Annotated in this window: 18 protein-coding genes; 10 read left to right on the forward strand and 8 right to left on the reverse strand. The window is 54.1% G+C overall.

Annotation, left to right across the window (positions count from 1 at the left end):
• From ACH1XZ_RS22180 to ACH1XZ_RS22190, 3 genes are all read left to right on the forward strand, one after another.
• Entirely contained in the window at window positions 1–465 is a 465-nt protein-coding gene (locus ACH1XZ_RS22180) for a phage tail protein (RefSeq protein ID WP_395597191.1), read from the forward strand.
• Window positions 466–467: 2 nt separating this feature from the next.
• Window positions 468–1,646, forward strand: coding sequence for a phage late control D family protein (locus ACH1XZ_RS22185; protein ID WP_395597192.1), 1,179 nt, complete (start codon window positions 468–470; stop codon window positions 1,644–1,646).
• Between the two features lie 111 nt (window positions 1,647–1,757).
• Window positions 1,758–1,976 carry a DNA-binding transcriptional regulator gene (locus tag ACH1XZ_RS22190; protein ID WP_112933321.1) on the forward strand — a complete coding sequence of 73 codons (219 nt, stop codon included), beginning with the start codon at window positions 1,758–1,760 and terminating at the stop codon, window positions 1,974–1,976.
• Window positions 1,977–2,138: 162 nt separating this feature from the next.
• Here ACH1XZ_RS22190 and rplS read toward each other — a convergent pair whose 3' ends face one another.
• From rplS to ffh, 5 genes are all read right to left on the reverse strand, one after another.
• Window positions 2,139–2,486 (reverse strand): 50S ribosomal protein L19, encoded by a 348-nt coding sequence (gene rplS, locus ACH1XZ_RS22195; RefSeq protein WP_006687325.1) that lies wholly within the window; start codon window positions 2,484–2,486, stop codon window positions 2,139–2,141.
• 41 nt (window positions 2,487–2,527) lie between these two features.
• Complete coding sequence (trmD, locus tag ACH1XZ_RS22200) at window positions 2,528–3,295, reverse strand: tRNA (guanosine(37)-N1)-methyltransferase TrmD (RefSeq protein WP_035894947.1); 768 nt, start codon at window positions 3,293–3,295, stop codon at window positions 2,528–2,530.
• 30 nt (window positions 3,296–3,325) lie between these two features.
• On the reverse strand, window positions 3,326–3,874 hold the full coding sequence (gene rimM, locus ACH1XZ_RS22205; protein WP_123652292.1) for a ribosome maturation factor RimM: 549 nt from the start codon (window positions 3,872–3,874) through the stop codon (window positions 3,326–3,328).
• An 18-nt stretch (window positions 3,875–3,892) separates the two neighbouring features.
• On the reverse strand, window positions 3,893–4,141 hold the full coding sequence (rpsP, locus tag ACH1XZ_RS22210; RefSeq protein WP_185064520.1) for a 30S ribosomal protein S16: 249 nt from the start codon (window positions 4,139–4,141) through the stop codon (window positions 3,893–3,895).
• Window positions 4,142–4,364: 223 nt separating this feature from the next.
• Window positions 4,365–5,729 (reverse strand): signal recognition particle protein, encoded by a 1,365-nt coding sequence (ffh, locus tag ACH1XZ_RS22215; protein WP_115073781.1) that lies wholly within the window; start codon window positions 5,727–5,729, stop codon window positions 4,365–4,367.
• Between the two features lie 224 nt (window positions 5,730–5,953).
• Between ffh and ACH1XZ_RS22220 the strand changes: the two genes are divergently transcribed.
• Together ACH1XZ_RS22220 and ACH1XZ_RS22225 are read left to right on the forward strand one after the other, a co-directional pair.
• Window positions 5,954–6,745, forward strand: coding sequence for a cytochrome C assembly family protein (locus ACH1XZ_RS22220; RefSeq protein ID WP_395597193.1), 792 nt, complete (start codon window positions 5,954–5,956; stop codon window positions 6,743–6,745).
• A gap of 16 nt (window positions 6,746–6,761) precedes the next feature.
• Window positions 6,762–8,048 (forward strand): HlyC/CorC family transporter, encoded by a 1,287-nt coding sequence (locus ACH1XZ_RS22225; protein WP_395597194.1) that lies wholly within the window; start codon window positions 6,762–6,764, stop codon window positions 8,046–8,048.
• 42 nt (window positions 8,049–8,090) lie between these two features.
• On the opposite strand, the gene grpE is transcribed toward ACH1XZ_RS22225, so the two are convergent.
• Complete coding sequence (grpE, locus tag ACH1XZ_RS22230) at window positions 8,091–8,684, reverse strand: nucleotide exchange factor GrpE (RefSeq protein ID WP_395597195.1); 594 nt, start codon at window positions 8,682–8,684, stop codon at window positions 8,091–8,093.
• A gap of 121 nt (window positions 8,685–8,805) precedes the next feature.
• Here grpE and nadK point away from each other — a divergent pair, with 121 nt between their 5' ends.
• From nadK to bamE, 3 genes are all read left to right on the forward strand, one after another.
• Entirely contained in the window at window positions 8,806–9,684 is an 879-nt protein-coding gene (gene nadK / locus ACH1XZ_RS22235) for an NAD(+) kinase (RefSeq protein WP_185668761.1), read from the forward strand.
• A gap of 84 nt (window positions 9,685–9,768) precedes the next feature.
• On the forward strand, window positions 9,769–11,430 hold the full coding sequence (gene recN / locus ACH1XZ_RS22240) for a DNA repair protein RecN (RefSeq protein ID WP_395597196.1): 1,662 nt from the start codon (window positions 9,769–9,771) through the stop codon (window positions 11,428–11,430).
• A gap of 148 nt (window positions 11,431–11,578) precedes the next feature.
• On the forward strand, window positions 11,579–11,917 hold the full coding sequence (bamE, locus tag ACH1XZ_RS22245; RefSeq protein ID WP_035894936.1) for an outer membrane protein assembly factor BamE: 339 nt from the start codon (window positions 11,579–11,581) through the stop codon (window positions 11,915–11,917).
• Between the two features lie 190 nt (window positions 11,918–12,107).
• Here bamE and ACH1XZ_RS22250 read toward each other — a convergent pair whose 3' ends face one another.
• Together ACH1XZ_RS22250 and ACH1XZ_RS22255 are read right to left on the reverse strand one after the other, a co-directional pair.
• Window positions 12,108–12,392 carry an RnfH family protein gene (locus ACH1XZ_RS22250; protein ID WP_395597197.1) on the reverse strand — a complete coding sequence of 95 codons (285 nt, stop codon included), beginning with the start codon at window positions 12,390–12,392 and terminating at the stop codon, window positions 12,108–12,110.
• The gene (locus ACH1XZ_RS22255; RefSeq protein ID WP_035894934.1) at window positions 12,382–12,819 is read right to left on the reverse strand and encodes a type II toxin-antitoxin system RatA family toxin; all 438 of its coding nucleotides are present in this window, start codon (window positions 12,817–12,819) and stop codon (window positions 12,382–12,384) included. Before ACH1XZ_RS22255 ends, ACH1XZ_RS22250 begins: the two co-directional genes overlap by 11 nt.
• Window positions 12,820–12,970: 151 nt before the next feature.
• On the opposite strand from ACH1XZ_RS22255, the gene smpB reads away from it, so the two are divergent.
• Together smpB and ACH1XZ_RS22265 are read left to right on the forward strand one after the other, a co-directional pair.
• The gene (gene smpB, locus ACH1XZ_RS22260; RefSeq protein WP_035894933.1) at window positions 12,971–13,453 is read left to right on the forward strand and encodes an SsrA-binding protein SmpB; all 483 of its coding nucleotides are present in this window, start codon (window positions 12,971–12,973) and stop codon (window positions 13,451–13,453) included.
• A gap of 799 nt (window positions 13,454–14,252) precedes the next feature.
• Window positions 14,253–25,409 (forward strand): BapA/Bap/LapF family large adhesin, encoded by an 11,157-nt coding sequence (locus ACH1XZ_RS22265; RefSeq protein WP_395597198.1) that lies wholly within the window; start codon window positions 14,253–14,255, stop codon window positions 25,407–25,409.
• Window positions 25,410–25,439 lie beyond the last annotated feature (30 nt).

The raw sequence follows: 25,439 nt of genomic DNA on the forward strand, positions 1-25,439 counted from the left end.
ATGATGCTGGCATTAGGTATGTTTGTTTTTATGCGTCAGACGCTGCCCTACCAGAGCATGCAGCGCAGCGCAGATTATAGCTGGGCGTCAAACTCTCGCATCGGGAAGCGTGACGCTTTTCAGTATCTCGGCGAGGGGGAAGATAAAATCACCCTGAGCGGTGACCTGTATCCTGAGCTGACCGGCGGTAAGCTCACGATGCTGGCGCTGTATGCGATGGCTGAACAGGGGCGCGCATGGCCGCTTATCTCTGGCTCAGGCTGGATTTACGGGATGTTTGTTGTCAGCAATGTCTCGGAGACCGGCACGGTATTTTTTGAGGATGGGTCGCCCCGAAAAATCAGTTTTACCCTGTCATTGACTCGTGTCGATGAGTCGCTCGCGGCGGTATATGGTGATATCGGAAAACAAGCCGAGAGTCTGGTCGGGAAAGCTGGCGATCTGCTGTCGATGGCGGGGGCGTAATCATGCTGGATATTATCACCGGCGCGGGCGCCACACTGACGCCCGACTTTATGCTGACACTGGAAAGCAAAGATATCACAGGCAATATCAGCGACCGGCTGATTAACCTCTCGATGACGGACAATCGGGGATTTGAGGCCGACCAGCTCGACATCGAGCTCGATGATACTGACGGTCTGGTCGCGTTGCCGATTCGCGGTGCGGTATTGTCGCTGTATCTGGGGTGGAAAGGTTTCTCTCTGGTCAGCAAGGGGCGATTTACCGTCGATGAGGTAGAGCACCGGGGTGCGCCGGATACGGTAACCATTCTCGCCCGTAGCGCTGATTTTCGCGGAACGCTCAATTCCCGCCGTGAAGAGTCATGGCACGATACCACGCTCGGCGCTATCGTCAGCTCGATAGCTGAGCGGAACAAATTAACGGCCAGCGTCGCCAATTCTCTTGCGGGGATCCAGATTCCGCATATCGACCAGTCTCAGGAATCCGACGCCGTTTTCCTGACTCGCCTCGCAGAGCGCAACGGCGGCGCGGTATCGGTGAAAGCCGGTAAACTGCTGATGCTCAGGGCGGGAAGTGGCACCACGGCCAGCGGAAAAGCTATCCCTCAGATAACAATCCAGCGTAGCGACGGCGACCGTCATCAGTTTGCCATTGCTGACCGTGGCGCTTACACCGGCGTAACCGCTAAATGGTTACACACCAAAGACCCGAAACCGGCGAAACAAAAGCAGACGGTGAAGCTGAAACGTAAGCCCAAAGAGCAACACCTCCGGGCGCTACAGCACCCGAAAGCAAAACCAGTGAGCAGTAAAGCCACGGCCAAAAAGCAAAAAGAGCAGGAAGCCCGCGAGGGTGAATACATGGCCGGTGAATCTGACAACGTTTTCGCGCTGACGACCATTTACGCGACAAAGGCGCAAGCGATGCGCGCAGCTCAGGCGAAGTGGGATAAATTGCAGCGCGGGGTTGCGGAGTTCTCCATTATGTTAGCGACCGGCCGCGAAGATATTTATCCAGAAATGCCGGTCAGGGTCTCAGGCTTTAAGAGCGTCATAGACGAGCAAGCATGGATAATCAGCAAGGTGACTCATAATCTCGGCGGGAATGGCTTCACGACGGCTGTAGAGCTTGAGGTGATGCTTTCTGATGTGGAGTATGAGGACGAAGGGGGTGACGATTAAACCATGGCATATTGTGAGCTTCAAACGCTCACAGGCAAAAATGCACGCTGTGACTTGCAAATGTAAGTTTTAAGATTATCATTCTCTCAAGCCAGTAGAGGGGGAAAGATTATGATGCACTGCCCATTATGTCAGGATGCAGCTCACGCAAGGTCCAGCCGGTACCTGAGTATGGAAACGAAAGAACGTTACCACCAATGTCAGAATATCAACTGTGGATGCACCTTTGTGACCCACGAGACTCTCGCTCGATTCATTGTGAAGCCGGGCGAAATTGAACCAGCCCCGCCCCACCCGACCCGACATCAACAACATCAGCTTTGGCTTTAGAACCTGCTTCGGCAGGTTTTTTATTATCTGCTATCAGTGGACACCTGTGGACACAAAGCGATTCTGCGTGGTCATTCCGTGGACACAAAAACAAAAAAAGGGGTTAGCCTATCGCTAACCCCTTGTTTTCTAACACGCTTTGGATGCAGCGTGAAAGCGCTATTAGTTAAGACGCTCTTTGATACGAGCAGACTTACCAGTGCGCTCACGCAGGTAGTACAGTTTAGCTTTACGTACAGCACCACGACGTTTAACAGCAATGCTGTCAACAACTGGAGAGTGAGTCTGGAAGACACGCTCAACGCCTTCGCCGTTGGAAATTTTACGAACAGTGAATGCAGAGTGCAGACCGCGGCTACGAATAGCGATAACCACGCCCTCAAATGCCTGCAGACGTTTTTTGGAACCTTCAACAACCCATACTTTCACTTCCACGGTATCACCCGGACGGAAGGAAGGTACGTCCTGCTTCATCTGTTCTTGTTCAAGTTGCTTAATAATGTTGCTCATAATTTAATCTCTTATCCTGGGTAAACTGATATTTGGGGGTCTCAGACCAGCCCATCATGTTTATGTTGCTGTTGTGCGTGTTCCTGTTTGAACTCCGCCAGCAACCTTGCTTGCTCTTCAGTCAGAGCCAGGTTTTCCAGAAGTTCAGGTCTTCTAAGCCAGGAGCGGCCCAGCGACTGCTTCAAACGCCAGCGACGTATCTCAGCATGGTTTCCCGACAGCAGAACCGGCGGTACCTCCATCCCTTCCAACACTTCAGGGCGAGTATAGTGTGGGCAGTCCAGCAATCCATCAGCAAACGAATCTTCGAATGCTGAAGCCTCATGACCCAGTACACCCGGTATAAACCGGGAAACGGAGTCGATCAGCGTCATTGCCGGTAACTCACCACCGCTGAGAACGTAATCGCCGATAGACCATTCTTCGTCAATCTCGGTCTGAATCACGCGCTCATCTATGCCTTCGTAGCGACCACATACCAGAATCAGCTTTTGATTCGTGGCCAGTTCGCTGACGCCCGCTTGATCAAGCTTGCGTCCCTGAGGTGACAGATAAATCACCTTCGCGCCTTCACCTGCCGCGGCTTTTGCTGCATGAATGGCGTCCCGTAAAGGTTGCACCATCATTAACATCCCCGGTCCGCCGCCGTAAGGACGATCGTCCACGGTACGGTGCCGGTCATGCGTGAAGTCACGAGGACTCCAGCTCTGGATGTTCAGCAGGCCATTTTTAACTGCCCGGCCAGTTACCCCGTAATCGGTAATTGCGCGGAACATTTCAGGAAACAGGCTAATTATGCCAATCCACATAGCGCCGTCTTTTACCGTTTATCCGGTGGTTTAAAAACCAGGATCCCAATCTACTTCGATAGTACGAGTAGTGAGATCGACTTTCTTGATAACCTGCCCATCGAGGAACGGAACCAACCGCTCCTTGATACCAAATGCATCCTTCAGGTTTGCCTTAATGACGAGAACGTCATTTGACCCGGTTTCCATCATATCGATGACTTTACCGAGACCGTAGCCTTCGGTGGTTACTACCTGGCAGCCCATCAGGTCTTTCCAGTAATAGCTTCCATCTTCCAGCGCCGGCAGCTGCGAAGAATCCACGATAATTTCGCAGTTCGTCAGCAGATTCGCGGCATCGCGATCGTCAACGCCTTTCAGCTTAATGACGATATCCTGATTGTGGTAGCGCCAGCTTTCCAGCTCAACGGTCTGCCACTGACCCGCCTTCTGGATTAACCAGGGCTGATAGTCAAAAATGCTTTCGGCGTCTTCGGTGGAGGAAAACACTCTGAGCCAACCACGGATACCGTAGGAAGAACCCATTTTCCCCAATACGATCGGATCAACAGGTGCTTGTGCGGTGTGTTGCTTGCTCATCATGACCACCGTGACAGATTAAGCTGCTTTCTTAGCTTCTTTGATCAGCGCAGATACGCGATCAGAGATAGTTGCGCCCTGGCCAACCCAGTGTGCGATACGATCCAGGTCCAGACGGGTGCCTTCTTCAGTCGCAGAAGCGATTGGGTTGAAGAAGCCAACGCGCTCGATGAAGCGACCGTTGCGTGCGTTACGGCTGTCAGTAACAACAACCTGGTAGAACGGACGCTTTTTAGCGCCGTGACGAGCTAAACGAATAGTTACCATAACATCCTCTTGTGTGAATAGAACAACCGGGCCCCATCGAGGGAAGGGGCCCGGTGTCATATTAAAAGCCCGAAAATTTTACTCATTTCTGGGGGAATTGCAATCAACATCTGTCTTTTACCGCACGATAACCAGGGCGTTATCGTAATAGACAGTGCGAAGTCGACGTGTTCGTCATTGCAGCAGTGCGCGACCCGTCGGTCAGCGCACTGCTCAGGAGAGATTAACGGCCAGGGAATCCTGGTGGCATCATCCCTTTCATGCCGCGCATCATTTTCATCATGCCGCCTTTCGACTTCATCTTCTTCATCATGCGCTGCATGTCGTCGAACTGCTTCAGCAGACGGTTAACGTCCTGCACCTGCAGGCCGCAGCCCTGGGCGATACGACGTTTGCGGGAACCTTTGATGATTTCCGGCTTCGCGCGTTCTTTCAGCGTCATCGAGTTGATGATGGCCTCCATACGCACCAGCACTTTGTCATCCATCTGCGATTTGACGTTATCAGGGATCTGACCCATGCCCGGCAGCTTGCCCATCAGGCTTGCCATACCGCCCATGTTTTTCATCTGCTTCAGCTGTTCTAAGAAGTCGTTCAGGTCGAAACCATCGCCCTTCTTCAGCTTAGTCGCCAGCTTCTCAGCCTGCGCGCGGTCAACCTTGCTTTCGATATCTTCGATAAGCGACAGCACGTCGCCCATGCCGAGGATACGGGAAGCGATACGATCCGGGTGGAACGGCTCCAGCGCTTCGGTTTTCTCGCCGACGCCGAGGAACTTGATAGGTTTACCGGTAATGTGACGAATAGAAAGCGCCGCACCGCCGCGCGCATCACCGTCGACCTTGGTCAGCACCACGCCGGTCAGCGGCAGCGCTTCATTGAAGGCTTTCGCGGTATTCGCGGCATCCTGACCGGTCATCGCGTCGACGACAAACAGCGTTTCAACCGGCTTAATCGCCGCGTGAACCTGTTTGATTTCGTCCATCATCGCTTCGTCAACGTGCAGACGACCGGCGGTATCCACCAGCAGCACGTCGTAGAATTTCAGCTTCGCTTCTTTCAGCGCGGCGTTAACGATGTCGATAGGCTTCTGGCCCACGTCGGACGGGAAGAAGTCCACACCAACCTGTTCAGCCAGGGTTTCCAGCTGTTTGATCGCCGCAGGGCGATAAACATCGGCAGAGACGACCAGCACTTTTTTCTTGTGCTTCTCACGCAGGAACTTACCGAGCTTACCGACGCTCGTGGTTTTACCCGCCCCCTGCAGGCCCGCCATCAGCACCACGGCCGGTGGCTGCGCCGCCAGGTTGAGCGTCTCGTTCTCTTCGCCCATCGCCGAAACCAGTTCGCTACGAACGATTTTGACGAACTCCTGACCCGGGGTCAGGCTCTTGTTAACTTCATGACCAACCGCTTTTTCTTTTACGCGATTGATAAAATCACGCACTACCGGCAGCGCAACGTCAGCCTCCAGCAGCGCCATGCGCACTTCGCGCAGCGTCTCTTTTACGTTGTCTTCAGTAAGGCGTCCACGGCCACTGATATTGCGCAGCGTGCGCGACAAACGATCGGTTAAATTATCAAACATTGTCTCTCGCCTGGGGTGGAAACGTGAGTCGCTAGCGCGACAAAAAAACGAAAATTTGCCGGAGTATAACACGACACCGGGGGAGTTGTGATGCTGCGGTTAGCGCTGCATCACGTTACGCCATTCACATCATCCTTCACGCAGGATCTGCGCCTTGATACAACTCGAATGATTTTGCGTATATACTGCATCTCTTTCTTCTATTTGACGACTGCCGACACTTTATGCCTGTTTTTGCCCTGCTCGCGCTTGTTGCCTACTCCATCAGCCTGGCGCTGATCATTCCCGGCCTGCTGCAAAAAAACAGCGGCTGGCGGCGTATGGCGATTCTTTCTGCCACCGTTGCGCTGGTGTGCCACGCGTTTGCGCTGGAAGCCCGTATTCTGCCGGGCGGTGAAAGCGGGCAGAACCTCAGCCTGTTGAACGTCGGCTCGCTGGTGAGCTTGATGATCTGTACGGTGATGACCATCGTCGCCTCGCGAAACCGCGGCTGGCTGCTGTTGCCTATCGTCTACGCTTTCGCGCTGATAAACCTCGCCTTTGCCACCTTTATGCCCAACGAGTTTATTACTCACCTGGAAACCACGCCGGGAATGATGGTGCATATCGGTCTGTCGCTGTTCTCCTACGCCACGCTGATTATTGCCGCGCTGTATGCGCTGCAGCTGGCGTGGATTGACTATCAGCTGAAAAATAAGAAGCTGGCATTCAGCCATGAAATGCCGCCGCTGATGGTCATTGAACGTAAAATGTTTCACATCACCCAGGTTGGCGTCGTGCTGCTCACGCTGACGCTCTGTACCGGCCTGTTTTACATGCATAACCTCTTCAGCATGGAAAATATCGACAAGGCCGTCCTTTCCATCATCGCCTGGTTCGTCTATATCGTCTTGTTATGGGGCCACTATCATGAAGGGTGGCGCGGTCGTCGAGTCGTCTGGTTTAACGTGGCCGGCGCTGGCATCCTGACGCTCGCCTACTTCGGTAGCCGTGTCATTCAACAATTCGTGGGCTAAGTACTAAGGAATCCACTTGGAACATATCTCAACCACCACGCTGATCGTTACGCTGATCATCATGGTGGTCATCTCTGCCTATTTCTCAGGTTCTGAAACCGGCATGATGACGCTGAACCGCTATCGGCTCCGTCATCTGGCAAAACAGGGCAACAAACCGGCGCGTCGCGTCGAAAAGCTACTGCAAAAGCCTGACCGCCTCATCAGCCTGGTGCTGATTGGTAACAACCTCGTCAACATTCTGGCCTCTGCGCTTGGCACCATCGTCGGTATGCGCCTGTACGGCGACCTGGGCGTCGCCATCGCCACCGGGGTTCTCACCTTCGTAGTGCTGGTATTCGCGGAAGTGCTACCAAAAACCATTGCCGCGCTCTACCCGGAAAAAGTGGCCTACCCAAGCAGCTTCCTGCTCGCGCCTCTGCAAATCCTGATGATGCCGCTGGTCTGGTTCCTGAACCTGATTACCCGCATTCTGATGCGCATGATGGGCATCAAAACCGATATCACCATCAGCAGCGCGTTGAGCAAAGACGAACTGCGCACCATCGTGAACGAATCCCGCTCGCAGATCTCACGGCGCAACCAGGACATGTTGCTGTCGGTGCTGGACCTCGAAAAAGTGAGCGTCGATGACATCATGGTGCCGCGCAATGAAATCGTCGGCATCAACATTAACGACGACTGGAAGTCGATTGTTCGCCAGCTCACCCACTCGCCGCACGGCCGCATCGTGCTGTACCGTGACTCGCTGGATGATGCCATCAGCATGCTGCGCCTTCGCGAAGCCTATCGTCTGATGACCGAGAAAAAAGAGTTCACCAAAGAGCTGATGCTGCGCGCCGCCGACGAGATTTACTTCGTTCCGGAAGGTACCCCGCTCAGCACACAGCTGGTGAAGTTTCAGCGCAACAAGAAGAAAGTGGGTCTGGTAGTCGACGAGTACGGCGATATTCAGGGGCTGGTAACGGTTGAAGATATTCTCGAAGAGATCGTCGGCGACTTTACCACCTCGATGTCGCCATCGCTGGCCGAAGAGGTCAACCCGCAGAACGACGGCTCGGTGATTATCGACGGCGGCGCGAACGTGCGCGAGCTGAACAAAGCTTTCAACTGGCACCTGCCGGAAGACGAAGCGCGCACCATTAACGGCATGATTGTGGAAGCGTTAGAAGAGATCCCGGCTGCGGGCACGCGTGTACGTATCGCCCAGTACGATATTGATATTCTCGACGTACAGGAAAACGTGATTAAGCAAGTACAGGTAATTCCGGTGAAGCCGCTTAGGGAAAGCGTGAAGGACTAAAGCATAGCCCCTCTCCCCGCCGGGGAGAGGGTTAAGCGAAGATTATGCCTTCGCTTTTGCGACGGAAACCATCGCCGCGCGAATGGTACGACCGTTCAGGGTATAGCCCTTCTGCATCACCATCAGCACGTTGCCAGCCGCGACGTCTTCGGACTCAACCATCGCAATGGCCTGGTGTACGTTCGGGTCCATTGGGACGTTGATGTCCGCCACAACCTGCACGCCAAACTTCGCCACCACGTCCAGCATCGACTTACGGGTCAGTTCGATACCTTCGATCATCGGTGCCATCTCTTCGTTGTCTTTGTTCGCCACTTCCAGTGCGCGGTCCAGGCTATCCAGCACCGGCAGCAGTTCGTTGACGAATTTTTCCAGCGCGAACTTGTGCGCCTTCTCAACGTCGATTTCGGTACGGCGACGCAGGTTTTCCATTTCAGCCTTCACGCGCAGGACGCTTTCGCGTTCGCGGGTTTCAGCTTCCGCTAACTGCGATTCGAGGTTCGCAATTTTTTCGTCGCGCGGATCCACCTGTTCAGCAGAAGCGTTTGGTTCAACCGCCTCAACTTCTTCGTGCTGATCCATGATAATTTCTTCCGGGGATTGCCCCTCAGGCGTTTTCTGTTCTTTACTACTCATGAATTTCTCCGCGTTTTTTCGCAATCATCTCGCTAACTTGGCTTATTATGGGGATCAGATTCCGGGTTTCAAGGGAAGCTGTCACATTGTCACCCAACTTCGGCACAAGGACATTCAGAAAATGAACAATCATTTCAAGTGTATCGGTATTGTAGGACATCCCCGTCACCCGACGGCCCTGACGACACATGAAATGCTCTATCGTTGGCTGTGCACCAAAGGCTACGAGGTGATTGTTGAGCGCCAGATAGCCAAAGAACTCAAGCTGGATAACGTCCAGACCGGCACGCTGGCGGAAATTGGCCAGAAGGCAGACCTGGCGGTAGTGGTCGGCGGCGACGGCAATATGCTCGGCGCGGCGCGTACCCTTGCCCGCTACGACATCAGCGTTATCGGCATTAACCGCGGCAACCTCGGTTTTCTCACCGACCTTGATCCGGACAACGCGCATCAGCAATTAGCCGATGTGCTGGATGGCAACTTTATTGCTGAAAAACGTTTCCTGCTGGAAGCGCAGGTCTGTCAACAAAACTGCCAGAAGCGCATCAGCACCGCCATCAACGAAGTGGTGCTGCATCCGGGTAAAGTCGCGCATATGATTGAGTTTGAAGTCTATATCGACGAGACCTTTGCTTTCTCTCAGCGCTCAGACGGGCTGATTATTTCTACCCCAACCGGCTCGACGGCCTACTCGCTCTCGGCGGGAGGCCCCATTCTGACGCCGTCGCTGGACGCCATCACCCTGGTGCCCATGTTCCCGCACACGCTGTCGGCACGCCCGCTGGTGATTAACAGCAACAGCACCATTCGCCTACGCTTCTCGCACCGCCGTAGCGACCTTGAAATCAGCTGCGACAGCCAGATAGCCCTGCCTATTCAGGAAGGGGAAGACGTACTCATTCGCCGCAGTGATTACCATCTCAACCTGATCCACCCTAAAGATTACAGCTATTTCAACACATTAAGCACCAAGCTCGGCTGGTCAAAAAAATTGTTCTAATTTTGTCGCCGCCTCTTTACTGGATAAAAATCCAGTTTATACTGTATGAAAACACAGTTATGGGTTTTCATACAGGAAGCGGCTATGTTAGCACAACTGACCATCAGCAATTTTGCCATCGTTCGTGAACTTGAAATCGACTTCAACAGCGGCATGACGGCCATCACCGGTGAAACCGGTGCCGGTAAATCAATTGCAATCGATGCCCTCGGCTTATGCCTGGGTGGCCGCGCCGAAGCCGATATGGTTCGTGCTGGCGCCAGCCGCGCCGACCTCTGCGCCCGCTTCGCGCTCAAAGACACCCCTGCGGCCCTGCGCTGGCTCGAAGAGAACCAGTTGGAAGACGGCCGCGAGTGCCTGCTGCGCCGCGTTATCAGCAGCGACGGCCGCTCTCGCGGCTTTATCAACGGCACCGCGGTGCCGCTGTCGCAGCTGCGTGAACTGGGCCAACTGCTTATCCAAATCCACGGCCAGCACGCGCACCAGCAGTTGGTGAAGCCTGAACACCAGAAAACCTTGCTTGATGCCTATGTCGGTGAGTCAGCGCTCGCACAACAAATGGCCGAACATTACCGTCTGTGGAACCAAAGCTGCCGCGATCTAGCGACTCATCAGCAGCAAAGCCAGGAACGCGCCGCTCGCGCGGAGCTGCTGCAATATCAGTTGAAAGAGCTTATCGAATTCCACCCGCAGCCGGGTGAATACGAACAAATCGACGAAGAGTACAAGCGCCTTGCCAACAGCGGGCAGCTTATCTCCACCAGCCAGCATGCGCTGACCATCCTTGCCGACGGTGAGGACGTGAACCTGCAAAGCCAGCTCTACACCGCCCGTCAACTGGCTGGTGAACTGGCAAGCATGGACGGCAAACTCGCTGGCGTGCTGGATATGCTGGAAGAAGCGGCCATTCAGCTAAGCGAAGCCAGCGACGAGCTGCGCCACTACTGCGACCGTCTGGATCTCGACCCTAACCGCCTGTACGAACTGGAACAGCGCCTGTCAAAACAGATCTCGCTGGCGCGTAAACATCAGATCTCGCCTGAAGCGCTGCCGGAGTACTATCAATCCCTGCTGGACGAACAGCAGTTGCTCGACGACCAGAGCGACTCACTAGAGACGCTGAAACACGCGGTATCGCGCCATCATCAGATGGCAATGGAAACGGCACGCCAGCTGCATGCGCAGCGCCAGGCAAGCGCTCAGGAACTTTCACAGCTGATTACCGACAGCATGCACATGCTCTCCATGCCGCACGGCCTGTTCGATATCGACGTTCGTTTTGAAGAGCAGCACCTGACCGCCGAAGGCGCAGACCGTATTGAGTTCCGCGTCACCACCAACCCCGGTCAGCCGCTGCAGGCGATTGCCAAAGTAGCATCCGGCGGTGAGCTGTCGCGTATTGCGTTAGCCATTCAGGTGATTACCGCGCGTAAAATGGAAACCCCGGCGCTAATTTTCGATGAAGTCGACGTAGGTATCAGCGGCCCAACGGCGGCGGTGGTCGGTAAGCTGCTGCGCCAGTTGGGTGAATCCACTCAGGTGATGTGCGTAACACACCTGCCGCAGGTAGCTGGCTGTGGTCACCACCACTTCTACGTTAGCAAAGAGACCGACGGCGCAATGACCGAAACGCACATGCAGCCGCTGGATAAACGTGCCCGTCTGCAGGAACTGGCGCGCCTTCTCGGCGGTAGCGAAGTCACGCGGAACACGCTGGCAAACGCGAAAGAGTTGCTGGCTGCATAAACTTTTTTGATTTCTCAGAGTCTGAGTTCACAATAAAAACGCCGTAAGACCTGATATCAAAGGTTTCCAACTTACCTCAGGTCTATTATCATCGGCACATTACATATGAGCCGCGTACTGCTCGGGCCCGAAAAGGAATCAAATCACTATGCGCTGTAAAACGCTGACTGCTGCCGCAGCGGTTCTTCTGATGATGACTGCAGGCTGTTCCACTCTGGAGCGAGTGGTTTACCGTCCTGATATTAGTCAGGGGAACTACCTGGTACCTAACGACGTTGCCAAAATCCGTGTTGGCATGACGCAACAACAGGTTGCCTATACCTTAGGTACCCCGATGATGACCGACCCGTTCGGCACCAACACCTGGTTCTACGTTTTCCGTCAGCAGCCGGGGCATGAGTCCGTCACTCAGCAGACGCTGACCCTGACCTTCAACAGCAGCGGCGTACTGACGAACATCGACAACAAACCAGCGCTGACCAAATAAATCAGCGGCGGTGTGTAACAAATGCAAAAAAAGCGCTCAATGAGCGCTTTTTTTATGTCTGCGATCTGCGCAGATTGCCGGATGGCGGCGTTGCCAAATCCTGCCTACAACGTGTAGCCCGGCCGAACGCAGTGACGCCGGGGAACTCCCGGAGTCGGTGCTCTCGCACTTCGTCCGGCCTACAGGGGGGTCAGCTCTTTTGCTGGGCGCGCTGACGGCGCAGTTCTTTCGGGTCGGCAATCAGCGGGCGATAAATCTCTACTCTGTCGCCATCGCGAACCACATCATCAAGCTTTACTGGGCGACTATAGATACCGACTTTATTTTTTGTCAGGTCAATATCATCACGCAGCGTCAGCAGACCGCTGGCCTGAATCGCCTGCTCTACCGTCGAGCCTTCATCCAACGTCACCCGCTGCAGGTACTGCTTTTGCGGCAACGCATACGCCACTTCCACGGCGATTTTATCCGACACTGTACACCTCGCGAGCGCGCATCGTGAACGCCTGCACCATATTCAGCGCCAGCTCTTTAAAGATGCGACCAAACGCCAGCTCAATGAGCTTGTTGGTAAACTCAAAATCAAGCTGGAACTCAATCTTGCAGGCGTCCTGGCTCAGCGGCGTAAACTTCCAGCCACCAATCAGTTTTTTAAACGGCCCATCGACCAGATGCATCAGGATGCTCTGGTTGCTGGTTAACGTATTGCGCGTGGTAAAGGTCTTACTGATGCCTGCCTTAGAGACATCCACCGCCGCCGTCATTTGCGTCGGGCCAGACTCCAGAACACGGCTGCCTGTACAACCGGGGATAAAATCCGGATAGGCATTCACATCGTTTACCAGTTGATACATTTGCTCCGCGCTGTAGGGAACCAGCGCAGTACGGCTAATCTGAGGCATAGCAATTTCCATTCACGAACACGGCGTAAATAGTATCATTTATCTACTGCTAAAAAAAACGGAGGCGGGCTATATCGTGCTAAGATAAGCCATTGCGCCTCGCGGGAGCTTGAGGCAGTGTTATTGAGATAAGCGATAAGTTCAGGACATTATGACAAAGAAAAAAGCACACAAACCTGGATCAGCCACGATTGCGCTGAATAAACGCGCCCGCCACGAATACTTTATCGAAGAAGAATTTGAAGCGGGCCTTGCCCTCCAGGGTTGGGAAGTGAAATCCCTGCGCGCAGGTAAAGCCAACATTGGCGACAGCTACGTTATCCTGAAAGACGGCGAAGCCTTCCTGTTTGGCGCGAACTTCACCCCGATGGCCGTAGCATCAACGCACTACGTTTGCGATCCTACACGCACCCGTAAGCTGCTGCTCAACCAGCGTGAACTGGACTCCCTGTTCGGGCGAATCAACCGCGAAGGTTACACCGTCGTCGCGCTGTCGCTGTACTGGAAGAACGCCTGGTGTAAGGTAAAAATCGGCGTGGCGAAGGGTAAGAAACAGCACGATAAACGTTCCGATCTCAAGGATCGTGAATGGCAGCTTGATAAAGCCCGCATTATGAAGCACGCGGGGCGGTAACCCCGACGCCTCACGGCCTTCTGATAAGATATATTCCCCTTTAACGGGGGGTATATCTTTGCTCCCAGAGGTAACAGTTCGAATAAACAATCAGTTATCTGACGTTCGGCGTTTATATTTCGTCTCATACGAAATAATGACATATAAAAACTATTAACTTTATTTATTAATCAACTCATAAAAATAAAGAAGCAAGATAATAACGATAATCTAAAACTGCATAAACCCACTTAATTATATATGATATATCATATTAATCAGACCACCTATCACCCCCCCTCACTCAAGAAAATATTAGCAAAATCAAAATTCAGACATTTCCTAATGATGGTTTTTGACAGTTTCTAAACGTTATCCCTCCTTAACACTTTATCCCCCCTACCAAAAAAGGCGATCGAGTGATTTAGTATAAAACTAGTGTTAATCAAGGCATTAATCATTCGACAAACCAACACAAAAACCTTTCAAAACTGATAGATAGCTAATAAAAAATATCATTTTAACCACCTTTAAATATCATGTAAGCCATGCTTAACTTGTGAGAACATCTATTTCTGAGCTATACCAAAATCAATACCAAATTAAATAAAGGCTATACATAGCAATATATTAACTTGTTATAAAATAACTTTATCCATTTGAAAATATTTTTTAAGAATCATCCCAGCGTCCATGCCAGCCGTGGGTTGGGGCTTTTTTACCTGAATGAAAGCAATAACAGCTAACCGCATAACTGACTGACAAGAATGATTTTTCAATAGCTCACTATTGCCTGATTCATCCTGAATGGAGTGAAACTATGCGTACCTCATCAATTATTTCCAGGCTCACAACGGTCTCCACCAATGTAGAAGGCGATGTCGTGACATTAAATGCGCCTTCAATTGTGAAGCTGAACCTGGAACGTAGTGAAATTGCCTCAATGGCACGTGTTAATCACGACCTGGTTATCACTCTACATTCAGGGGAAGTCATCACCGTTAAGAATTTTTATGTGAGTACGGACGGACAAACGAGCCAGCTTGTGCTTGAAGACGAGCATGGCGCCCTCTGGTGGGTCGGAGATACGGAGCACGCCGCCAACTTCGTCGAGATTGCCAGTATTGACGAGATTTTAGTTGCCGGCAGCTCGCACTCTGCAGCCGGCGGCGCCATCTGGCCGTGGGTCTTAGGCGGTGTTGCGGCCGTTGGCGCCGGTGTTGCTATCGCAAGCGGCAGCGGCGGCGGCGGACACAGCGATTCATCCGATAACGGCGGTACACAGGGAAAAGCACCCTCAACCCCCACCATTACCTCAGCAACGGGAACGGTAGGTACCTCAACCAGCACGCTGCCGAATAACGGTTGGACTGCCAGCCGCAAACCGGGGCTCTCCGGTACCGGCGAGGCAGGTTCAACGATTCATATCAAAGTAGACGGCACCGAAATCGCTACCGTCATCGTCGGCAAGGATGGGAAATGGACGCTTACGCTGCCGTCCGATCTCCTGGATGGTAGTCATACCATCAACGTTTACGCCACCAACGGTTCCGGCAAAAGCGGCGATTCAGGCAACTTCACGCTTAACATAGATGGGGCAACGCCAGCAGCGCCGGGATTGGATGGTATCGCGGACAATAAAGCGCCGAATATGGGCGCAATTACCCTCGGGTCGCAAACAAATGATACCCAGCCGATTATCTCAGGGACGGGTAAGGCTGGTTTCACCATTACGTTGTATCAGGGAACGACCGTGATCGGCACCGCGGTTGTCGACAGCAGTGGACACTGGAGTATCGCCCCCAATAAAGCACTGTCAGATGGGCTGCATAACGATCTCACCGTGACACAGACCAGCAAAGCGGGCATTGAAGGCGGCACCCTTCTGATCCCCGCTTTCACCGTCGATACCCTGGCACCAGATCAAGCCATCATCGCGACTGAGTCAGTGGACGGCTCTCAAATCACCGGGCAAGCCGAAAAAGGCAGCACCGTTTCTATCTACGACGCTCAGGGTAAGCTGCTCGGTACATCCACCGCGGACATCAACAGCGGCACGTTTACGATAACGCTGCACCCGGCGCAAACTCACGGTGAAACGCTAAGCGCAATCGTCACGGACCCCGCAGGTAATGCCAGCAAACCAACGACTTTCCCTGCAGCAGACACCAAATTCCCTAGTCAGCCGATTATTGTCTCTGTTGATGATGATACTGCCCCTAATATCGGGCCAGTGAGCAATGGTGGCTATACCAATGATAAAACGCCTACGATACGCGGCACCGCAGAAGCGGGTAGCTTTGTCACAATTTATGTCAACGGCATAGCCATGCCACTGCAGGATCCCGCAGATCCTAACGGGAACTGGTACTACGAATTCACAACACCACTTCCCGACGGAGACTATGTCTTCACGGCAACAGCGAACAACGGCATTGGCTCCAGCGGTGACTCACTAAGCTATACCGTGAATGTTGATACCGACCTCCCTGGGCTGAATAACCTGCTGCTCGATTCGAAAGGCCAGGTGCTTACCGGTACCACAGAAGCAGGCAGCACCGTTACGGTGAAAGATAGCAACGGAGCCACCATTGGTACAGGCACCGCAGATTCGAAAGGTGCGTTCACTATTACGCTGACCACGCCACAAAAAAATGGTGAAACGGTGACAGTCTTAGCCGAGGATAAAGCCGGTAATATTGGCCCGTCGACATCCTTCCTTGCGCCTGACATCACACCGCCAGGCGCCCCTACTGGTGTAACCATCGCCAGCAGCGGCGCTGTCCTGACCGGCTTTGCCGAAATGGGCGCCACAATCACTATTAACGATGCCAAAGGTAATGTGATTGCGACAGGAACAGCAAACGGCCCTGGTGGTTCATTTGCGATTCCGTTGGTGCCACCGTTGCTGAACGGCGAAGCGGTGATCGTGACAGCCTCGGATCACGCTCCTGTCCCCAACGTCAGCGCTGCCGCTAGCGCTATTGCCCCAGATATTACGCCGCCGGCTATCCCGGATACCGTCACCGTGAACACCACCGGTACCGCGGTTAGCGGCCATACTGACGCGGGTGCCATCATTACCGTTAAAGATGCAGGCGGCGCAACCATTGGCACCGGCACCGCAGACACCAGCGGGCAGTTTACCGTGACCATTTCACCTGCGCAGGCTAACGGCCAAACCGTCTCGGTGACGGCCGCAGATACCGCGCACAATACCAGCGATCCTGCCACCGCCATTGCGCCGGATATCACAGCCCCGAATGTCCCTATTATCACTTCAGTCATTGACAACGTTCCGGAGGTCGTCGGCCCAATGCAAAATGGCCAGACCACGAACGATCCAAAACCAATTATCACTGGTACCGCCGAAATTGACGCAACCATTAAGATTTATGATAACGGCAAGCCGATAGCCGGGACCTTCACCACGGATGGCAAAGGTGGCTGGATCTTTGCACCGTCGCAGCCACTCGACCAGGGCGCACATCATTTAACCATCACCGCTACCGATGCCGCAGGCAACACCAGTGCCGCCAGCAGCTTTGACCTTACCGTTGACACGGTTTCACCATTAATGCCAACCATCACGCTGGTGCTCGACGATGTTGGGAGCATTATTGGGCCTATTGCGGATAACGGCGTGACTAACGATACGCTCCCGACTATCCGCGGAACCGGTGAGCCGGGTGCCACCATTCAGCTTTGGGATGATACAACGCTGCTGAAAAGCGATATCGTCGTCTCAAGCTCAGGGACCTGGAGCTATACGCTGACGGACGCGCTGGCTGATGCCTCGAAGCACATCTTTAAAGTCACCTCCAGCGATGTTAACGGCAACACCACGAGCTTCTCCAATACCTGGACCATCAACGTTGATACACAGGCACCGCTCGCGCCAACCCTTAACGTCACCAACAACAGCATCGCATTATTGGATGGCGTAGCTACAAACGTAACGTCACCCACCATCAGCGGTAAGGGGAATGCGGAAAACGATACTGTCACTGTCTATGACAACGGCAAGCTGTTGGGTACAGGCATCGTACAATCCGACGGAACCTGGACTATCACGCTCAAGGCTCCGCTAGGCGAAGGCCAGCATAAACTGACGGCAATAGAGAGCGATCCGGCGGGGAACCCCAGCCCATCCACCGAGTTCACGCTCAAAATCGATACGACCGCGCCCGATGCTCCGCAGATTCTGTATGCCGATATCGAGGTAAATAGCACGACTACCACACAGTTGGTCAATGGGGGGCTTACCAAAGATCAGAGCCCACTGCTTCACGGCAGCGCAGAGCCTGGTTCGACCATCACTCTTTACCTCAACGGCCAGCCGTTCACAACCGGGACAACCATTACGGCAGATGCCAAAACGGGGGCGTGGTCCTATGAGTGGCCATCATCACTGCCAGAAGGTTTGAACACGATCACCGCAACGTCAACAGATCCGGCTGGCAACACCAGCGGCATTTCCGGCGTCTTCTCGGTGAACATCGACATTACCAAGCCAATCGCCGTTGAGCCAACGATTACCGACAGCGTCTCGCCGATAGTCGGAGACATCACTTCCGGCTATACCAACGATGCAACGCCAACATTTAAAGGGACCGGTGAAGTCGGAAGCACTATCGAAATCACGATGAAACGCGTCGACGAACTCGGTAATACACTCGGCACAGAAAAGTGGACCACCACGGTAGGCGAAAACGGGTCGTGGACATACACCCCAGATGTTCACCAGGATGGTGCTTATAAGATAAGCGTGATAGAGACTGATGTTGCGGGTAACCCTAGCAACCCGACATCAGAAATTTCGCTCACCATTGATACACAAAAACCCCTCGCGCCAGCAATAACGCTAAGCGTGGACCCAGCTAGCATTATAAACGGCACATCAGAACCTAATGCCGTTATCAATATTTATAACGGTAGTAATACTGCGCCTATCGCAACGACCACAGCCAATGCGCTGGGAATCTGGAGCATTACGCTGACAAATCCGTTGCCTAACGGACAGTATTCGTTGACGGCAACCGCTACCGATGCCGCAGGGAACGTCAGCGACGCGTCCCCCCCATACTCTATTGACACCATTCCACTCACGATCCCTGTTATTACCGCTATCATGGATGATGCAGGCTCAATCAGTGGTCCGTTAGATCTGAAAGCCACACAGATAGTGACCGATGATACGCAGTTGGTGATCACTGGTACGGCAAAACCAGGCAGCACCGTCATCCTTCTGGATACCAACACGTTGATTTCCACCAGCGTGCTTGTCAACCCAAACGGCACATGGTCAATAACGACAGCGGCGTTGTCTGAAGGGCAACATACCTTCACTGCTACCGCCACAATGGGTGGACTCCCGACCGCAGCCAGTAACGCAATAGTGGTCACGGTAGACACCACTCCGCCGACTTTTATTGGCACTCCGGCGATCAGTACTGACGGGGTGACCGTATCCGGCTTTGTCAGCGATAGCTCATTAATTCTTAATGGAATAACGGTCACAATTAAAGATGCGGGTGGGAAAGTCATCGGTACTGGCACCACGGATGCGCTTGGTCACTACAGTATTCAGCTTACCGCAGCCCAGACCGGTGGCGAGCAACTCAGCGCCACGGCTCAGGATATCGCCGGAAACCCAAGCGGGTCCATATCATTCACTGGCTCGAGCAGCGGTCTGCCGCATTTAGCGACGATCGATCAAATTTACGATGATGTCGCGAACAATATTGGCCCTGTACTTCCCGGCCGCAGCACCAATGACACAATGCCACAGCTCAGCGGCACAACTGATATTGGCTCAAGCGTGGCCGTTTATATTGATAGCGTGAAAGTGGGTAATGCGACCGTCGATGCGACAGGTCATTGGACGTACGATATCACCACACCACTCACGGAGGCCTCCCACACCTTCGCGGTTCAGGCGACTAACGCCGTAGGCACCGGTGCCATATCAGCGCCAATCACCATTACCGTTGACCTGCATGCACCTGATGTCCCTGTTATTGTTAATGCGCTCAACGATATCCCTGGCAGCTTAGGCTCTATTCAGTCAGGCGGATTAACCAACGATGCGCGCCCAACGCTCGTCGGTACGGCAGAAAAAAATGCTCTCATTACGGTTTCCGTCGATGGAAAATTCCTCGGCACCACGACCGCCGCCGCCGATGGTTCATGGCGCTTCACGCCAACCTCAGCGCTGGACAGCACAACACATATTTTCACTGCCACCGCCACTGATGATGCAGGCAACGTTCAGGGTTCTTCCCTGGAATACACCATAACGATTGATGCCATAGCACCTGATGCGCCAACCATTACATTGGTACAAAACGATAATGGTGCACCGTTGGTCACAATAGCCAGCGGTGGGGCGACCAATGACACCCGGCCACTCATTAGCGGGACGGCCGAAAAAGGGAGCACGGTCAAAATTTATGATAACGGCAATCTGCTGGCGACCGTAACGGCAGGCCCTGACGGAAGCTGGTCTGTTCCTGGTACCGGTTTAATAAGCACACTGTCAAGTGGCCTGCATAGCCTGACCGCCACCGCGACCGATACCGCAGGCAATACCAGCTCGCTGGGACAACCTTACAACATCACTATCGATCTCCAGGCGCCGAACGCCCCAACGTTCACCTCGGTTATCGACGATGTAGCTGGTGGGATCGTCGGCTCATTGATCAGCGGGCAGCTCACCAACGACAGCATGCCTACGCTCAATGGCCGTGCCGAAGCAGGTGCCACCATTACCATTATGGATGGCCTTAATCCGGTGCAGACGCTGGCTCCGATTATTGCCGACAACAACGGTAACTGGAGCTACACATTTACCACCGCGCTTTCTGATGGTAACCATACGCTGACTGTGAAAGCGACTGACCCGGCAGGCAACACCGGACCGGCTTCTTTACCGTTCACCGTTAACGTAGATGCCACGCTACCGGGCGCCCCTTCCATCACCAATGTGACGGATCTCGGCAACTTGGCTGAAGGCGGCTTTACCAACGGTACGCTGCCAACCATCAGCGGTACTGCTGAACCTGGCAGCACGATAACTATCTACAATGGGAGTACGCTGCTCGGTACCACCACCGCGTCCAATACCATTCCTGGCGCCTGGAGCTTTACCCCTTCTGGGGCCCTTGCTCCCGGGTTAATCAGCATTACCGCCACCGCAACCGATGCGGCAGGTAACACCGGTGCTGCATCAACGCCGCGAACCTTTACCATCGACACCACCGCGCCAAACGCGCCAACGCTCGTCAGCGTTTATGACGATCAGAGCAGCATTCCAGGCAATTTGACGTCTGGCGCGCTGACTCGAGATACCCAACCCACCTTTAGCGGCACAACTGAAGCTAATGCCACCGTTAACCTCTATGATAACGGCACGCTAATCGGCTCCATGACCACCGATAGCTCCGGTAAGTGGAGCATCACACCGACACTCCCACTGGGCCAGGGTAGCCATACCTTTACGTTAAGCGCCGTCGACCAGGCGGGTAACATCAGTGTGAAAACGGGCGGGTTCAACGTGGTCGTCGACTCGGTCGCGCCGCTGAAGCCGGTTATTCTGCAGGTTCTGGATGACAAAGACCCGGTACAGGGTCCCGTTCTGAACGGTCAGTTCACCAACGACAATACGCCAACGCTCAGCGGCACCGCTGAAGCCGGTGCAACGGTCAATATCTACGACGCCAACGGCAACCAGGTCGGCACGACCAAAGCCGATAGTCTGGGCGCCTGGAGCGTAACGACCTCTCAACTAGGCGAGGGGACTCAGACGCTAAATGCCGTGGCTGTCGATGCTGCAGGCAACGTTGGATTGCCGTCCACCGGCTTTACCATCAACATCGATACCGGTAAACCGAATCCTCCGATTATCGGTCTGGTCGTTGACGCCGTGGGTGGCGGTATCTTTGGTAACCTGGCGAGCGGCCAGACAACCAACGATAATCGCCCTGTCATCAGCGGCAGCGCGGAGAAAAACAGTACCGTCAATATTTACGATGGCACGACGTTGGTTGCGACCACCACCGCAGATAGTCTGGGCGCGTGGAGCGTTCCAACACCGCTCGGCGAAGGCCTGCACACGCTAACGGTGAAAGCCGTCGATGCCGCAGGGAACATCAGCGATGCCTCCCAGAGCTTCACGCTGACCGTCGACTCCGTGGCACCAATTCAGCCAGTGATCACCAACATCATGGATGATGCGCCTAACATTGTCGGTCCCGTCGGCAATAACCAATCGACGAACGACACGACGCCTACGCTTAACGGTACGGCAGAAGCAAACAGTACGGTGATGATTTATAACGGCGGCGTCCATGTCACCACCGTGACCGCCAATGGCTCAGGTAACTGGACCTGGACACCAACCACCCCGCTGCCAAATGGAACCTATACCTTTACCGTCACCGCAACGGATGCCGCTGGTAACGTTAGCGCGCCATCCGTTGCGGCGGGAATCATCATTGATACCGTTCCGCCAGCGCTGGTGACCGGTATTGCCATTAACACCGCAGGTAGCCGCGTCACGGGCGTTGCCGAAGCAGGAAGCACCGTCATCGTCACCAACAGCGCTGGCACCACCGTGCTAGGAACCGCGACCGCAGACAGTCTCGGGAACTTTACCGTGACGCTCTCGCCAACGCAGACCAGCGGCCAGTCGCTTCTGGTTTATGCGCAGGATAAAGCGGGGAACAACGGGGGAACCGCAGGCGTGATTGCACCGGATACGCGCGTACCGGATGCCCCAATAATCACCAGTATTTACGATAACGCCCCGTCCTACATCGGCACCATCACCAACGGGCTGACCAACGATCCTCAGCCAACCATCTACGGTACCGCACAGGCTAACGCCACCGTTTCGGTTTATAACAACGGTGTGCTAATGGGGACGGCACTGGCCAACGCCAGCGGTATCTGGAGCTATAAGCCGAGCGTTATCCTGACCGAAGGTAACCACGCATTTACGGCCACCGCCACTAACGCCAACGGCACGGGGGTCACATCAAATCCAGTTTCCGTGCTGGTCGATACCGTCGCGCCTATTGTCACCATGGGCATCAGCGCCGACGGCGGCACGTTGACCGGGACGGCTGAAGCCAACAGTACGATTACGGTTACACTGGCGAACAACACCAAACTCACCACGACCACCAATAGCAGCGGCGCATGGAGCCTGACGCTGCCGGTCCGACAAATTGAGAATCAGGACATTCGGGCCTCTGCTGTCGATGCGGCAGGGAACACTTCGGATTCTGTAAGCATCAAGGCCCCGCTCTTAGCGCTGTCTGCCAGCGATAACGTCGCCAGCCTGGACTTAACCTCAACGTCAACGCTGTCATCGCAGCATTACGATGCCTATGGTCTCCAACTGGTTGGGGCGCTCGGCAACGTGGCTTCGGTGCTCGGCAGCACGATTGCACAGGTGAATTTCTCCATCGCCGCTGGCGGTTCAGGCGACGTGAAAATAGATGCCGCCGCTACCGGGATTGTGCTGACGCTGCTCTCATCGCAGAACATCCTGATTCAGCGCTACGATACCTCGCTGGGTTACTGGGTTACCGTGGTCGATAGCAGCAACAGCAGTTTCGCCAACCTGTTGGCCATCACCAGCAGCGGCGTCACCTTAACCATGAAGGCCTTAAGCGAAGGCAGCTATCGGGTACTCACCTGGAACAGCAGCCTGCTGGCAACCGGGACCTACACCAACCTGGAAGTCTCCGTCGACCAGAGCAGCGCCGGGGTGCTGTCGGGTACAACGTCAACGAACGGCAACGTCATTACCGATGTTGATGGAACCCATGGCGTGGATAACGCCCCGACCGGAACCGTCGTCACCACAATAACCGACGCTAAGGGCGTCGTGCAGACCGTAGGAGCAAACGGTATTGACGTGGTGGGCAACTACGGCACGCTGCATATCAACCAGAACGGTAGCTATACCTATACGCTATTCAACAACGCCACCGGCAGCGTTGTCGGCCACAAGGAGAGTTTCACCTACACCATTGCGGCAAACGGTACGAGCGATTCGGCCCATTTGGTTATCTCACTGGGGCCACAGCCTGCGGCCAGCACCGTTGTCGCCGTGGATAACAGCGCCGCCATTACCTACGATACCGCCGTCAGCTACGTGGACAACAACACGCCGAACCAGGGAGGCTTCTCGCTGATTGGCGTATCGCTTGGCAAAACGCTGAGCCTGAACGTGCTAGCCAACATGACCACCCCGCTCAGTTTCCACGTTCAAGAAGGCTCAACGCGCGTCATGTCGCTCACCGGGAGCGTGGGTGGCGTCACTGTCGGTACCTTTGACCTCTACATTTATCGCTTTAACGCGGCTACCCAGCAATACGATCAATACAAAGTGATCTCCAGTTGGATCCCCGCGTTCCTCGGCGGCAAGTCAAACCCTACTGACATTATTCTGCCGGGCGGCGACTACATCTTTATGCTCAACGGCAACGGCATCAGCGTCGCAACCGGTTATTCCATCGCCTTCAATCAGGACCATACCTACGGGGTCGATAGCCTGCTGGCGACCACCAGCGGCAACGTGCTGACCAACGATGTCGCCCCGACCGGCTCCATCATTACCTTTGTCAACGGCACCGCGATTTCCGCCACGGGCACCACCGTTATCAAAGGGCTGTACGGCACACTGACCATTGATGCGAAAGGGAACTATACCTACAACCTGACCAAAGGCACCGGCGCGGATAGCATCAACACGCCAGAGAACTTTATCTACACGGTGAAAGGGCCAAACGGCGATACCGATTCCGCATCGTTGAGCATTTCGCTGACGCCAAAAGCGCTGAACGCCATTGATGACGTGAGCTCGGCGATGCTCATCAACACCACTCAGGACACCATCGCCTACAGCAGCGGTGCGCTAAATACGGCATCAAGTAACGCGTCAAAAACAGTAGGCAGCAGCTCTACCGATTTCGACGTAGCGGCGAACACCTCCCTTACCTTGTCATCAATCAGCGTCAAGATCACGTCTGGTCTTGCCATCGGGACTTTGGGTTTAACCTGGTCCATCCTCTCAAATGGTGTTGCTATACAGGGGCTGGGCGGAACCATCAGTTCCGTGCTAAACGGAAACAGCTATAATCTCGCGATCCCTCAAGAGTTAGGTGCGGGCCACTATACCCTCGTCATCACCAGTAATTTCACGGGCTCATGGCTAGGTTCAACCATCTCCCTTACCCCAACGTTTAACGGTACTCTCACGCATCTGGATACCTACAACGCTAGCAGCAGCGTCGTGACCGGTAATATTTACGATGGTACCGATGCCGCTGGCGCGCTGGATCAGCTTTCTACCGTTCATACGCTATTAACCATTAGCGGCAACAATAATACGAGCAGCGCATCGCTTGATCCCGCTGGCATTATTACGCAGACAACCGTGCAAGGTTTGTACGGTACGCTAACATTCAAAATTGATGGTTCGTATACCTACACGTTGAATAGTGGAATAAAAGTGTCGTCAATCACCAGTAAAGAGACGTTCACCTACACCCTCAACGATCAAAACGGGCATACCGATTCGGCGACCTTAACGATCAACATGAATCCGCAGCTCACCAGCTCGAGTCAGAACGATCTAATAACCGGTTCGGCCTATGGGGATACGCTGATTTACAAAGTGCTGGCAGCAACCAACTCCGGCGGCAACGGGGCCGATGAATGGACGAACTTCTCCATCGCGCAGGGGGACAAAATCGATCTCCACTTGCTGCTCAGCGGCTGGGATCACCAGGCTTCAACGTTGGGTAGTTTCATCCAGGTCTCAACGGTTGGCGCCAATACGGTTATCTCCATCGACCGTGACGGCGCAGGCTCGACCTTTAAGCCAACGACGCTGATAACGTTGGATAACGTTCATACCACGCTACAGGAGCTGATAGACCACAACAGCATTATTACCGGCTAATAAAAACAACCCCAGGCACGCAGATGCCTG

The organism is Kluyvera chengduensis (genome assembly GCF_044197065.1).
In the GTDB taxonomy this organism is placed as follows: domain Bacteria; phylum Pseudomonadota; class Gammaproteobacteria; order Enterobacterales; family Enterobacteriaceae; genus Kluyvera; species Kluyvera ascorbata_C.

What these genes read in the sequence shown, in the direction of transcription:
- ffh (WP_115073781.1), bottom strand. Translation starts at nt 5,729, where the DNA reads ATGTTTGATAATTTAACCGATCGTTTGTCGCGCACGCTGCGCAATATC.
- grpE (WP_395597195.1), bottom strand. Translation starts at nt 8,684, where the DNA reads ATGAGTAGTAAAGAACAGAAAACGCCTGAGGGGCAATCCCCGGAAGAA.
- rpsP (WP_185064520.1), bottom strand. Translation starts at nt 4,141, where the DNA reads ATGGTAACTATTCGTTTAGCTCGTCACGGCGCTAAAAAGCGTCCGTTC.
- nadK (WP_185668761.1), top strand. Translation starts at nt 8,806, where the DNA reads ATGAACAATCATTTCAAGTGTATCGGTATTGTAGGACATCCCCGTCAC.
- ACH1XZ_RS22220 (WP_395597193.1), top strand. Translation starts at nt 5,954, where the DNA reads ATGCCTGTTTTTGCCCTGCTCGCGCTTGTTGCCTACTCCATCAGCCTG.
- ACH1XZ_RS22255 (WP_035894934.1), bottom strand. Translation starts at nt 12,819, where the DNA reads ATGCCTCAGATTAGCCGTACTGCGCTGGTTCCCTACAGCGCGGAGCAA.
- ACH1XZ_RS22180 (WP_395597191.1), top strand. Translation starts at nt 1, where the DNA reads ATGATGCTGGCATTAGGTATGTTTGTTTTTATGCGTCAGACGCTGCCC.
- ACH1XZ_RS22265 (WP_395597198.1), top strand. Translation starts at nt 14,253, where the DNA reads ATGCGTACCTCATCAATTATTTCCAGGCTCACAACGGTCTCCACCAAT.
- ACH1XZ_RS22185 (WP_395597192.1), top strand. Translation starts at nt 468, where the DNA reads ATGCTGGATATTATCACCGGCGCGGGCGCCACACTGACGCCCGACTTT.
- rplS (WP_006687325.1), bottom strand. Translation starts at nt 2,486, where the DNA reads ATGAGCAACATTATTAAGCAACTTGAACAAGAACAGATGAAGCAGGAC.
- recN (WP_395597196.1), top strand. Translation starts at nt 9,769, where the DNA reads ATGTTAGCACAACTGACCATCAGCAATTTTGCCATCGTTCGTGAACTT.
- smpB (WP_035894933.1), top strand. Translation starts at nt 12,971, where the DNA reads ATGACAAAGAAAAAAGCACACAAACCTGGATCAGCCACGATTGCGCTG.
- ACH1XZ_RS22190 (WP_112933321.1), top strand. Translation starts at nt 1,758, where the DNA reads ATGATGCACTGCCCATTATGTCAGGATGCAGCTCACGCAAGGTCCAGC.
- bamE (WP_035894936.1), top strand. Translation starts at nt 11,579, where the DNA reads ATGCGCTGTAAAACGCTGACTGCTGCCGCAGCGGTTCTTCTGATGATG.
- rimM (WP_123652292.1), bottom strand. Translation starts at nt 3,874, where the DNA reads ATGAGCAAGCAACACACCGCACAAGCACCTGTTGATCCGATCGTATTG.
- trmD (WP_035894947.1), bottom strand. Translation starts at nt 3,295, where the DNA reads ATGTGGATTGGCATAATTAGCCTGTTTCCTGAAATGTTCCGCGCAATT.